Source organism: Candidatus Neomarinimicrobiota bacterium (genome assembly GCA_021157965.1).
In the GTDB taxonomy this organism is placed as follows: Bacteria; Fidelibacterota; Fidelibacteria; order Fidelibacterales; family Fidelibacteraceae; genus Fidelibacter.
The window spans coordinates 12,103-25,493 of sequence record JAGGVO010000042.1 but is presented as its reverse complement, the minus strand read 5'-3'; the positions used below and the strand labels follow the sequence as shown (position 1 = coordinate 25,493).

Here is a 13,391-nt window from a genome sequence, read left to right as displayed (position 1 = left end):
TGATAGATTGCTTACAAATTTCCTGCAGAATTTAACGGTGAATGACTATGCAAAGCAAAGGTTAGTCAAAACTTACAAAGTCCGGCTCATCTCATCCACAATCTCGCCAAATTTTTGAAGCGTATAATTCACTGCGTCCGGTTTGGACATATCAACACCGGCATTTTTCAGCAGATTTATGGGATAGTCTGAGCCTCCTGCTTTAAGCATATTCAGGTAATCGGAAACCGCTTCCGGGTTGCCATCGAGAATTTTACCACTGAGATAGGTGGAGGCACTGATGCTGGTTGCATAGACATAGACGTAAAAACTCCGGTAAAAATGGCCGATGCGGCCCCAGGTCAGCTTATACAGGTCATCCAGAACCAGGGTATCTCCATAATAGGATTTCAGGATTGTCATGTATGTCTCATTGAGGGTTTCAGCTGTGATGGGAATTCCGGCTTCTGCTTTTTCATGAATGGTTTTTTCAAATTCAGCAAAAAGGACCTGGGTATAGAGAGTCCCAACAATATTATCCGCCCATTGGTCCATGAGAGCAAGGCGGATATTGGGATCTTCCGTGGTTTTTAACAAATGGTTCATAAGCAGGGTTTCGTTCATGGTTGAAGCCACTTCCGCTACAAACAGGCTGTAATCTGAATAGATATAAGGTTGGTTTTTATTTGTCAACATGCTGTGTATGGTATGTCCCAGTTCATGAGCCAGAGTGAACATATTATCGCGGGTGTCATTGTAATTCATCAGAATATAAGGATGGGGTGCGTCGTATGTTCCCCAGGAGTAGGCCCCATTGGTTTTTCCCCGGGTTTCACAGACATCAATCCACCGGCCGTAGAGTCCTTCTTTGGCCAGTTTCAGATAATCTTCTCCAAGAGGATGAAGGGCTTCCAGGACCTTTTTGCGGGCTTCATCATAGGGGACTTTCTCTCCGGCTTCGGGTACAATGGGAACGCTTGTGTCATAAAGATGCAGATCATCCACACCTAAAATCCTCTTCCGGAGTTCCATATATTTCCGAAGGGGCTCCAGGTTGTTGTGGACACTTTGAATCAGATTGTCATAGACATCAGTTGGAATATTATCGCTGAAAAGGGAAGCATGGAGCGTGCTCTCAAAATTCCGGGCCCGGGCATAAAAGATATTCGCCTTGAGCATACCGTCGAATGCAGCGGCGTTGACATTCTGAAATTTTTCATACGTCCCGTACATTCCTTCGAAAGCTCCTCTTCGCACATCCGGATCTTTTGAGTACAACAATTGATAGTAACGGCCCGGGGAAAGCTCAACCCATTTACCATCTTCATTTTTAACTTTTGGGAAACGGATATCCGTCACTGTCAGCATCTCGTGGATCCGTCCCGGAGTACGGGCCATATTGCCGGTCATGGCTAGAAGCCGTTCCTGGTCGGGGCTCAGCACATGGGGACGGCTTCGGTTCAGGTCATCGAAATAGTGGGCGTACATATCAAGTCCGGGCGTATTTTCTATGAAACGGTCCAGCGTTTCTCCGGGAATTGTCTGGAGTTCGGGGACAATGTATGAAACAACCTCGTGAAAACGGACTTCGAGAGAGGCTATCCGGTTTACACGGCTTTGAAATTCAGGGTTCCGTGTGTCCGAATCCATGGAAAGGTTGGCATAGACATAGAGTTTGTCAATACGGCTTGCCAGTTTATCCCGTTTTTTCAGACATTCCAGGACGGTACGACCGGAATTGCCCAGCTTACCCTGATAGACTTTTAATTCGGGGATGGATTTTTCCACGGACTGAAATTCGGCTTCCCAGGCTTCCAGCCCGGGGTACAAATCTTCCAGGTTCCATGTGTATTCTTCAGCAATATCACTCCGCTCCGGAACAGCACCCGAAGACTCTTCGCCTTTTTGTCCGCAAGAGAATATCAGCAAAACAGCAATGAGCAAGAGCATTAAAATTTCATATTTTCTTTTCATGATGATCCTTTCATTTTCTTATTCCAAGAGGGAGATAATTTGCTGATTTTTTTTTATTTAAGAAAGGAGTAGTTGTAATAAATCAATAAAAATTCAACGGCTTAGTACCGGGTGGACTATATAAACATATCGTCTGATGAGAAAACCGGATCTGTTTAAGTTTATTTTAAGGTTAAAAACAGATAAATAATAAAAACCATTCCCACAGAAAAAAGCAAAGCCCTGACCAGAGATTTGATTAATGGGCGGAAACTGTTGTACTCATTTTCTTGTATGTCGTGTGTTTCATCAGGCATAGAAATCTCCCAACTAAATAAAACAGATGTATTTTTTACTTTTATAAGGCATCTATAATCACAGCTTTATTTAAACAATAAAATAATTTGATAATTTAAAATTATCAAGGATAAAATGTTGTTGATGTGGATATTTTTTATCCCACACTATTTCTTTGGCAGATTCCTCAGTTTCGGAATAAGAAATCGGGTGGGTGAAATTCTTCATTTTTTATCTTGTTTAAAACAGTCAATATATAGTATGTTAAAAAACAAAGACTACATGATGCTGTATAAAGTGATACGACGCACAGAGAAAGTTGTGAGTTCTTCATACATTAAAACAGGCAGGGAGGTAAGTATGAAAACATTCATAAACAAAGTCACTCTTGCACAGAGCCTGATTCGTTTTCTGCTCTTGGTTAGCCTGATAACTTTATTTGTTTTTCTCTATTCCAGCCTTTACCCCGGCCACTGATACAGTTACTGCAAATATATCATTTTATGAACTGAACAATGGCCTTTGGTTTTAATACGTAAAAAGTAGATGCCTGAATGAAAGGTTTCCATATTGATGGTAATATCATGATTCCCGGCATTCAGCAGTTGTTTTTTTTCAAGGATTGTTTGGCCTGTGAGTGCGTAAACGGTCAGGGATACGGATTGGCGGTTCGGCAGGTAAAGCGGGACATGAAAAACAGTATTAAAAGGGTTGGGATAAGGCTGTGGTGTGAGTCCGTAAGGAATGCGGATCCGTTTATGCAAGTAGGTTGTTTCTTCACCAGAGTAACTGTGATCCGTAAGCCAATAGGTATAGATGCCGGCACGCACGGGATAATCAGTAAAATGATAAACATGTCGTTCTGTTGTTGATCCGTGTCCTTTCAGTTCAGGATTACTGGTGAAATTTGCCAAAATTACAGGTTCTTCCTCTTCATACCGACGGGTCACCGAAAAACCTGCGTTTTCTGTCTCCGATTCGGTGGTCCAGGTGAGATGGACGGTATAACCTGTTGCGGTTCCTGAAAAAGTACTCAAAGAAACCGGAAGCGAGTTTTCATAGTTAGTGATGATGCCGGGTGAATACGCTTCGGTGCCGGAGAGAGATGTGTGCAGGATAAAGGGGCCGGTGAGTGCCGGATTCCGCACCAGCGATTGGTCCTGGTTGCCTTCAGAACCCCAGCTATGATGATCGATTAAGGTAGAATCATGCGTTCTCAAGAAGACCGATTCGCCAGTATTGTTAAGGGAAAGTCCTCCGGATGTGGCCAGATAAATTTGTATCTCTGAATCGGGAATATCCGGAGATCCTCCGCCGAAGACAACGAAAACACCTCCGGACGGTATGATAGTTCCATGAGGGAATATATGCCTTACATCATCCCCGTCACACAGCATCCAGCTGCTCAGGTCCGCATCTGATGCCGAGGTGTTAACCAGTTCAATAAATTCATCCTCCGAAGCACTGCGTATTCCATCCCCATTGGCATCCCCGCTGATGTCCGTTGCCGGATCGGCGAAGATTTCATTGATCACAATAGCGTAATAACGGAGAGATCGTTCCGGTGCCTGTACGGACCATGATGTGTCGGAGTCTTCCAAAAGGTATGCATAAGACGTTACATAATAGAAACGGTCCTCAGTAATGCCTGAAAGAATGAGGGAACGGGTCGTGGTATCCTGGATGTGGCCTGCACAGTAACTGCCCTCATGAACACTGGCGAGAGAAAGGACAGGATTCGGAAGGATGGATTGCCTTTCCAGTTGCATTGGATTCAGTGTATTAGAACTGTCCGGCCGGACAAAGAGGTAAAAGCCACTCCAGTCCGTTCCCAACTCGCCTGCCGGAGGATTCCAGCTTATGGTCATGGTTGAATCCGTGGCTGAAGGAATGGATAAATGTTCCGGAAGGGGGACTTTGCTGCTCAGCAATCCTTCCACAATCACATCTTTTCCCGGTCCTTCAAATCCGGCGGAACCGGCAGTATAGGAGTTCCCGTATCCGTACAGTCGAAAAACAAGCCGGGAGTCCGTTTCCGGCATAGAGCTTAGGTCCACCGTGATATTTTGGGAAGATGTTGTGATTTCCCAGTTTCCGAGATCCTCTGTGAATCCGTCCAGACTACTGCGCAGCGTAAAACAGGAGGGACCGGTGGAGGACCGCTCAATCTGCAGAGTGAGTGACGTGAGTTGCAGGACACTTCCCGGGATTGGAAAAATCTCCCATTCAAAAAAATCCCCCTGATCCATCGCTGATGTCAGATTCGGTTCAGTCCAGTTGTTGGCATTAAACCGGTCATTGTTTGGTGCATGCTGAATACCGGTTCCCCGGCGGATAAGATAGGATGAATCGGTCTTTGCCAAAAAGGGATGGGTTACTATCGCTTCTCCTGTTGCTTCTTCACCTGTATACCCGGCAAAGTCCCAGGCGATGACTATTTCACCCCAAAGGCCTTTCACAACTGCCAGTGCCTGAAGGGTGACAATAAGAAAAACTGAAAATAAGCGACCATTAACATGTCTCATGATTAACTCCTCTTCTGCTTTCCGGGGGCAAGTCTAATATGAGGAATTATAAAACATAAATCAAGATAATATTAAAATTATAATATTCAAGAGTTCTAATAATGTTTGCAGATTCCCCTGCGGATTGATAGATTCTTCTGTTAACCATAAGTCACGAGAGAGCAGCATGGAGTGCAGGCAGGAGAATAATCTAAGGCAGAGCAATTGCATCTATTCACCGTATCCTCACAAGGGAATGAGCTGTGAATGCATAGCCTGTTATTTAAAAATGCGTGAGTTACCCGGGTGTTGTTTCCAGGATGATGCCGGGAAAACCGGGAGCGGAGTTTTGAACATTTTTCCCGTCTGGTGCAGGCGGGGCGGATTTAACTGAAAGTGCGGAGAGAAAAGATGAAAGAGATTCACTATACGCTGGATAATTTGAATGAAATGCTGGAATCCGAGGGTTTAAGCAGCGAACAGATTGCCAGGGCGAAAACGTTGTTTCTTAAACGGCTCTCTATTGATGCTCATGCTTTCTATAACGGAAAAATGCAGACTGTCCCCAAGGCAGCCGTATTTGGATTCAACTGGTTCAATGTGTGGTATACCCCCGGTGTTTCCAAAGTGTCGACCACTATCCGGGATAACAATCTGACATCCTATGATTTATCCAACCGGGGGAATCTGGTGGCCGTGGTCAGTGATTCCACCCGGGTGTTAGGAGATGGCAACTGTACGCCTCCCGGAGGATTGGGTGTGATGGAGGGGAAGGCATTTCTCATGAAATATCTGGGTGGTGTAGATGCCAATGCCCTGTGTATTGACAGCCGGAATGAAAAGGGCGAACACGATCCTGATAAAATCATCGATTTTGTGAAGATGCTACAACCCGGTTTCGGTGCCGTCAACCTGGAAGATATTTCCCAGCCCAATTGTTATAAGGTTTTGGATACACTTCGGGAGGAATGTGATATTCCGGTGTGGCATGATGATGCCCAGGGAACGGCTTCTGTGACACTGGCAGGGCTTTTCAATGCCCTGAAACTGGTGGATAAACCCATCGGGGATGTCCGTATTGTGCTCTTTGGCGCCGGGGCATCCAATACCACCATTGCCCGCATTATTCAAAAAGCCGGCGGCGATCCTGAAAAGATGATTGTTTTTGATTCCACCGGATCTCTGAACCGTGACCGGGAAGACATCAAGGCGGATATCCGGTACTACCGGAAGTGGGAGCTTTGTGAATCCACCAATCCTCAAAAAATTCAGACAATGGATGAAGCCATGAAAGGAGCGGATGTCCTGATTGCCCTGTCCAAATCCGATCCGAACACCATTAAGCCCCGGTGGATTCAGAGCATGGCGCACAAACCCATTGTCTTTGCCTGTGCAAATCCGGTGCCGGAAATCTATCCGTATAAAGCCAAAGAAGCCGGGGCCTATATCGTGGCTACCGGACGAGGTGATTTCCCCAATCAGGTGAATAATTCCCTGGGATTTCCTGGTATCCTCAAGGGAGCATTAATGGCCCGGGCCAGGAAAATCAGTGATGAAATGGCCATTGTGGCGGCTCGGTCCCTGGCAGATTTTGCCGAAAGACGTGGCATCCATCCTGACAATATCATTCCTACCATGGATGAAGCAGGTGTTTTTCCTTTTGAAGCGGCCGATGTCGCCTGTCAGGCGGTGAAAGAGGGACTTGCGCGGGAGGATATTTCCCATAAGGAGGCCTATGCCCGGGTGGAAAAGGGAATCCGGGAATCCAGGGAACTGGTAAAATTGATGCTGGATGAAGGTTATATTAAAACACCTCCACGGTCCATGCTTCAATCTGCTTTTGAATGGGCGGTAAAAGAAGTTAAATAAAGGGAGTCCACATTTCAGGTGGTGATGCCGTAAAGAGCATTTTTTCCCGCGTCACGGGATGAAGGATGGTCAATTTCCATGCATGGAGTGCAATGCCTTCTCCCGGCCAGTCACGGCGACTTCCATATCGGCGATCCCCCAGGACGGGATGTCCCCGGTGTGAAAACTGAATACGGATTTGATGGTGCCTTCCGGTAAGCAGGTCTATTTCAATCAGTGAAATATCCCCAAGGGTTTTCAGGCGGTGAAAACGGAGTTCGGCAGACTGATCCATCGGGTTGTCCGTGACAAATCCGGCGATTTTATCCCGACGGATATAGTCTGTATATGTCCCTTTTTCCGGTGGAATACCCTCTATCAATGCCAGATATGTTTTATCAATTCGGTGTTTCCGGAAATAACGGCTGAGCCTTGAGGCGGCCTTGGATGTCCTGGCGAAAACTATCACACCCGATGTGGGGCGATCCAACCTGTGGACTAATCCCAAAAAAACATTTCCAGGCTTATTATATTTCTTTTTAATGTAAACTTTGGCCATATCCAGCAGGTTGGGATCCCCGCTGATATCCCCCTGGGAAAGGACCCCCGGTGCCTTATTCACAACAAGAAGGTGGTTATCCTCATATAGTATTTGTTCCGGCTTTATTTCCTGGTGAACGGACATACGGAAAGTCTACGCAAGTCAGAGCATAATGGAAAGTTTAAACATTGCCGTTAAAATCCCGCCTGTTTTCCGGGAGATGAAAAGTGTAAATTAAATCCATGAAAAAAGGATACACAACAGGTCTGAACTCCCGGGATTTTTTAGCCTGTATCAGGGATCACGTAGTTTTATTTGATGGGGCTATGGGCACGATGATCTATGAACGGGGTGTGTATGTTAATCAATGTTATGATGCTTTAAACATACAGAAGCCGGATTTGATCCTGGGGATTCACCGGGATTATGCCGATGCCGGAGCAGATGTATTAACGACCAATACCTTTGGAGCGAACCGTTTTCTTCTGAAAAAATACGGCTATGAAGAACGAACGGCTGAAATCAACCGCAAAGGTGCTGAACTGGCCCGGCAGGTCGCTGGCGGACAACTTTTTGTCGCGGGTTCCATGGGACCGCCGCCTGACCGGATGGAGCCCCTGGGCAAACTGACATCCCGTGAAATCCGTGAAGCTTATCATGAGCAGGCGGAAGCCCTTTTGCAGGGCGGCGCGGATATTCTGATTCTGGAAACTTTTTCTGACCTGGGAATGATTCTTGAAATTATCCGGGAAATTAAAAGGTCTTTCCCCCAGGTGCCACTGATCGGTCAGATGACCGTGGATAAGGAGGGACGGACATCCCTGGGGAGCACACCGGAAATTTTCGCCTCGGAAATTGTCCGGGCCGGTGCCGATGTGGTGGGAACAAATTGCAGCCTGGGCCCCAGCAAGATGCTGGATGTGGCTGAACGGATCTTCCGGATTTCACCGATCCCTGTAAGCGCCATGCCCAATGCCGGGGTTCCCCAGCGTGTGGACGGCCGAAATATCTATTTTTCGTCTCCCGAGTATTTTAGCGAATATACCCGTCGATTTGTCCAGGTTGGAGTACGGATTGTGGGGGGATGTTGCGGAACCACTCCGGATTTTATTCGGAGCATGCGAAATGCCCTAAAGTCCATTCAGCCCCGGAAGCGCATCGAAATAACATCGCTCCCGCCTCAACATGATGAAAATGTGGATCTGATACCTACGGCAAAAAAATCCCGTCTGGCTGAAAAAATGAGCCGGGGTGAATTTGTCACGACAGTGGAAATTGTCCCTCCTCAGGGACCAAATCCTCAAAAGGCCGTCGAACAATCCCGGATTCTCTTTGAAGCCGGTGTTGATGCCATCAACATTCCTGACGGTCCCCGGGCTTTATCCCGCATGGCTTCCAGCTATCTTTCCCTGATTATTCAACAGGAAACAGGCGGCGAGGCAATCCAGCATTTTACCTGCCGGGACCGGAATTTATTAGGGATGGTTGGGGATTTCCTCGGGGCTTATGCCGCCGGAATCAGGAATATTCTCATCATTACGGGCGATCCGCCGAAAATGGGGACGTTCCCTGATGCTTCCGCTGTCTTCGATGTGGATTCCATCGGACTCACCCGGGTGGCTTCCATTCTGAATCATGGCCGGGATTTAGGCGGGAATGTCCTGAAGAAAGCAACAGGCTTTTTTATTGGTGTGGGGGCCAATCCGGGGGCGATCAATCCGGAGGAAGAAATCCGCCGCCTTGAGGAAAAACGGGATGCCGGTGCAGAATATATTATGACCCAACCTGTTTTTGATCCGGAAATTTTTCTCACATTTATGGATAAAATTAAACATATCAAACTCCCTGTTATCGCCGGTATATGGCCTCTGGTCAGTGTGAGGAATGCCGAGTTTATGAATAATGAAGTCCCCGGCGCTAATGTCCCCGATTGGGTTATGGAACGGCTGAAACGGACCCGCAGCAAGGAAGAGGCCCGGGAGACAGGCCTGGCCATAGCCCGGGAAACTCTGAGGATTCTAAAGCCCCACCTTCAGGGTGCCCAGATTTCCATGCCTTTTGGCAATGTGAAATATCCTCTGGAAGTGTTAAAGGAGGTTTTATCATGAGAGATTTAAAATCTTCGCCCCATGTGCTGGTGCAGGTACTTCATCAGCAACTCATCTGGCTTACGGGATTACTCTTGATTTTTGCCGCATCCTTTCTCTTCGCCAGTTGGCGGATGCAAAGCCTGATTGTCCGGGTTGCCGCCGGATTGATTCTGGCTGATCTTGCCGCGGCTTCTGCAGCTTTTATGGGATACCGCTTTGCCTGGCAGGATCTGCCCATGACAAACCGGACAGCCCGTTTTATCCGCCGGGAATTGCTTGTGACCTTTATCAGCAGTCTGATTCTTGTAGGATATGGTGTCCGGGTTGCCCTGGATATACCCGGGCGATTCAGAAATCCCGTGACTGTGAATCCCGATACCGTGTTTATTCTGACGGCAGCCTTTCTTTTGATCAATATTTTAAGTGCCTGGCTGATGAATAAAATTCTAAACCGGGGCGGCTTTTATCTTCGCCTTTTTTCTGTGATAACCATGACTGTCGGTGGATTCCTCCTGTTGAAAAGCCCGTGGAAAAGCTGGGACCCCATTATCGCCATAATCATGACTCTCCTCTTCGTCGCGGCGATCTGGAATGTTTTCAAATCGGTAGCCGAACTTTTGCAGCGGGGGGTTCCTACAGGGATAAAGCTTAATAAAATAGTGCAGGAACTGGAAAAGCAGGTGGATGTAAGCACTGTTTCCCAGGCCCGGCTCTCCCGGGAAGACGAGGGTTTGCAATTTACTGGGAAAGTGACGCTGAACACATCCTATGATCCTGACAGGGGAGATGCCATCCGCGCCTACCTGAATGAAAAATTTGGTATTCACCAGGCAATTTTGGAACTCGTGTTTAAAGGCGACAAGAAATCCGATAACGAGTAATCATTGAGGATATGTATGATACGCATTGTCCGTACCACATTTGCAAATGTCTATGACGGCCCGTCCTTTTCCTCTCAGATGGTAACACAAGGTGTGGCCTGGGAAAAAGTTGAGCTGTTGGACCGAAAAGAGGATTGGCTGAAGGTCCGCCTGTCGGATTCTTATGAAGGGTGGATGCAAAATTTTTCCATTCTGGAAATGTCAGAAAAAACGTACCAAAGATATCAAAAGCTGCACCAGCGAGTCATGGATTTCCCCTTTGGCCGTTTGATGAACGAAAACGGGGAGTTTATTGGCGAAACAGTGATGGGTGGGCGCTATCCGGTACCGGAAGATGCACCGGATTGTGTGATCCTGCCGTCCGGGATTCAGGGATGTGTGCGGGGACAGAAGCTCGAAACAGTCCACACCGTCCGGGCTCGGGTTGTGGCTCTGGCAGCAGAGATGATCGGGACAGCCTACCTGTGGGGCGGGAAAACGGAATACGGAACCGATTGCAGCGGGCTGGTTCAGTGTTGTTTTGGCATTGAAGGGATTTACATGCCCCGGGATGCATCACAACAGATAAAAGGGGTTAACCATAATCCGATTGATCCTGAAGAAGCCGAACCCGGGGATCTGGCATTTTTCCGGAATGAACAGGGACGGATTGTCCATGTGGCCATTATGACCGGACCGTCACAGTTTATACACTCTTCCGGGGAGGTTAAGCGAAATTCCTTCAGAAAGAACCATCCCCTGTATTCCGAAAAGCTGGATCACATGCTGGAAGGGGTTTACAAGATGCCGGAAAAGACGGATATCTAATCCCTGATTATTATTAAATTATCATGAATAAATATTTTTAAAGAATTAATAAATTATTATGCATTCATCGAAGCAGATGAAGGGAGGCTATCATGAATGGGATCATTTTTTTTAGAACCATGAAACTGGCGGAAGTGATAGCTTTTTATACACGGACACTGGGTATGGCAATCTGGCTGGAGCAGGCGGATTGTGTGATTCTTCAAAAGGGAAATCTGCTTCTTGGGTTTTGTCAGAGGGATACTATAGATGCCCGGGGAATTATCACTATTTTTACAGAAACCCGGGATGAAGTGGATCAATTATACGGCAGGCTTTTAGACCGGAGTGAAAAAAAGCCTGTTTTTAACGACACCTATCGTATTTACCGGTTTTTTGCCCGGGATCCGGAGGGCAGGACAGTAGAAATTCAATGGTTTAATCACGGGTTGAACCCCTATCGAAGCGGAACCGATTTGCTCATGTCCCGCCGGAGTATCCGGTCTTTTACTTCTGAACCCATTCCCGATGATTTGTTACACCGTGTTCTCGATTCCACCCGGTATGCACCCTCAGCCCGTAATTCCCAGCCTGTCTATTTTGTAGCTGTCCGGACACAGGAAATGCTTCGGGCGTTGGCAAATGTCCGGGCTGCTGCTGCTCCCATTGCCAGGGCACCCATGGCTCTGGCCATTGTTGCCGATCCGGAGATCAGCCGACGGGCGGTGCAGGATGGGGACATTGCCGCATATCATCTGCTCCTTGCTGCCTGGGATTACGGTTTGGGTACCTGCTGGATTGCCGACATGGACCGTCCGGAGGTGAAAAAAATCCTCAATGTACCGGAACATCACTATGTCAGTACTGTGACACCCCTGGGATGGCCTGCAGAATCACCCCCAATCCGGGAAAGACGTCTGGTTTCACTGAAAAATTTGTGATAAAGCAATGTTATATCAATGACAATCATAAGGAGTTTGCCATGGTTCGATGGGTTATTATCTTATGTCTTGCCGGATTTGTTGATATACGCGCACAGGAACCCCGGCTTGAGTACATTCCGGCAAAATGGGATCAAATTCTTCAGCAGGTAAAAGATATTCGTGAGGATGCGAAAGCGGAGGAAGACTCCCTGACCCGAGTGATTCTGGAACAGGAAGACATGCTCCGGGAACAAAAGCGGAATGCCAAAAAGGTTCTCCGTTGGAATACGGAAGATATTAAAGCCCCTGGTTCTCCGAAGGATTTTACCAGCTGGTTTCATTTTTCACCGAATCATCAGGATGCTACGGGAACGTGCTGGGCCTATGCAGCCACATCGTTTGTGGAATCGGAAATCACCCGGATCAAGGGAAAGAAAATCAAACTCTCTGAAATGCATACCGTGTATTATGAATATCTGGAAAAAATCCGACGCTTTGTGGAAAAACGGGGAAATTCCTATGTGGGTCAGGGGAGCCAGATTGGCAGCGGACTTCGGATTATGGACTGGTATGGTATTGTGCCGGAATCTGTGTATCCCGGAACAATGGATGAATTTCATGACCATGAGAAAATGTACGAAGAAATCTCAGATTATCTGGATTTTATTAAAACTCATAAAATTTGGGATACCGAACGGGTTTTGGAAGGGGTGAAAGTCATCCTGAATCACACGATGGGAGAACCTCCTGCAGAATTTTTCTTTGCGGGGGAGATCTGGACTCCCAAACGGTTTGCCCGGGAGTTTCTTCATTTCAACGGCGGGGATTATGTGAATCTGATTTCAACAATGAAAGATCCATTTTATACCTATACGGCCTTTGATGTCCCCGACAATTGGTGGCTGGACAGCTCTTACTACAATATCCCGCTGGAACAATGGATGGAGGTGATCGAAACGGCTGTAAAGCAAGGTTACACGGTTGCTATCGGCGGGGATGTTAGCGAGCCGTCTTTTATTAAAGAGAAAGATATTGCCGTCACGGCACCGGTGGATATTCCGGAAAGAAATATTGATCAGGCATCCAGGGAATACAGGATCTACAATGGATGTACCACTGACGATCATGGTGTACACATTGTGGGATTCACGCGGTATGGTGGCAGGGATTGGTATCTGGTCAAGGATTCCGGCAGTACAGGCCGGGCTGGTAACCATTTCGGATATATGTTTTACAGGGAGGATTACATCAGGCTGAAGATGTTGAGCATCACGCTTCACCGGGATGCGGCGGAAAAAATGATCGGACAATTTTAAAAAATGTGATTGTCACCGGCTGAGGGGATACGTAAATTTTCCCCCGGTGAGGGCGATTGGCTCAGTTGGTTAGAGCGCTGGTCTCACATACCAGAGGTCACTGGTTCGAATCCAGTATCGCCCACGAGTAGAGATTAAGATAAAGATTAAAGATTTAGGTTAAGTACGAGCAGTGAACGGTTTCAAACCAGTCCCCGGTAATTGGTAGATCGGCTGATTGATTTTATTGGAAGATTCCGACACCGCTTAGCGATGTTCAAAAAATCGTAAAAC

General features: G+C 47.1%; 9 protein-coding genes and 1 tRNA gene. 7 read left to right on the top strand and 3 right to left on the bottom strand.

Annotated elements, in window-relative coordinates:
* Positions 1–72: 72 nt before the first annotated feature.
* Positions 73–1,953 (bottom strand): oligoendopeptidase F, encoded by a 1,881-nt coding sequence (gene pepF / locus J7K63_06750; protein ID MCD6234716.1) that lies wholly within the window; start codon positions 1,951–1,953, stop codon positions 73–75.
* A 758-nt stretch (positions 1,954–2,711) separates the two neighbouring features.
* Positions 2,712–4,754 (bottom strand): lamin tail domain-containing protein, encoded by a 2,043-nt coding sequence (locus tag J7K63_06745; protein ID MCD6234715.1) that lies wholly within the window; start codon positions 4,752–4,754, stop codon positions 2,712–2,714.
* Positions 4,755–5,144: 390 nt separating this feature from the next.
* Here J7K63_06745 and J7K63_06740 point away from each other — a divergent pair, with 390 nt between their 5' ends.
* Positions 5,145–6,602: an NADP-dependent malic enzyme gene (locus tag J7K63_06740; GenBank protein ID MCD6234714.1), complete on the top strand. Its 1,458-nt coding sequence runs from the start codon at positions 5,145–5,147 to the stop codon at positions 6,600–6,602.
* Here J7K63_06740 and J7K63_06735 read toward each other — a convergent pair.
* Positions 6,595–7,266: an RluA family pseudouridine synthase gene (locus J7K63_06735; protein MCD6234713.1), complete on the bottom strand. Its 672-nt coding sequence runs from the start codon at positions 7,264–7,266 to the stop codon at positions 6,595–6,597. The genes J7K63_06740 and J7K63_06735 overlap by 8 nt on opposite strands.
* 122 nt (positions 7,267–7,388) lie before the next feature.
* Between J7K63_06735 and J7K63_06730 the strand changes: the two genes are divergently transcribed.
* The 6 genes from J7K63_06730 to J7K63_06705 all read left to right on the top strand — a co-directional run bounded on the left by J7K63_06730 (position 7,389) and on the right by J7K63_06705 (position 13,242).
* Positions 7,389–9,230: a bifunctional homocysteine S-methyltransferase/methylenetetrahydrofolate reductase gene (locus J7K63_06730; GenBank protein ID MCD6234712.1), complete on the top strand. Its 1,842-nt coding sequence runs from the start codon at positions 7,389–7,391 to the stop codon at positions 9,228–9,230.
* Positions 9,227–10,093: a cation transporter gene (locus J7K63_06725; protein MCD6234711.1), complete on the top strand. Its 867-nt coding sequence runs from the start codon at positions 9,227–9,229 to the stop codon at positions 10,091–10,093. The genes J7K63_06730 and J7K63_06725 overlap by 4 nt, the downstream gene beginning before the upstream one ends.
* Before the next feature lie 15 nt (positions 10,094–10,108).
* A complete protein-coding gene (locus tag J7K63_06720; protein ID MCD6234710.1) occupies positions 10,109–10,900 on the top strand; it encodes a C40 family peptidase in 792 nt (263 codons plus the stop codon).
* A 92-nt stretch (positions 10,901–10,992) separates the two neighbouring features.
* Positions 10,993–11,820: a nitroreductase family protein gene (locus J7K63_06715; GenBank protein MCD6234709.1), complete on the top strand. Its 828-nt coding sequence runs from the start codon at positions 10,993–10,995 to the stop codon at positions 11,818–11,820.
* A 41-nt stretch (positions 11,821–11,861) separates the two neighbouring features.
* Complete coding sequence (locus tag J7K63_06710) at positions 11,862–13,118, top strand: peptidase C1 (protein ID MCD6234708.1); 1,257 nt, start codon at positions 11,862–11,864, stop codon at positions 13,116–13,118.
* Between the two features lie 50 nt (positions 13,119–13,168).
* Positions 13,169–13,242, top strand: a tRNA-Val gene (locus J7K63_06705).
* The last annotated feature ends 149 nt before the right edge of the window (positions 13,243–13,391 follow it).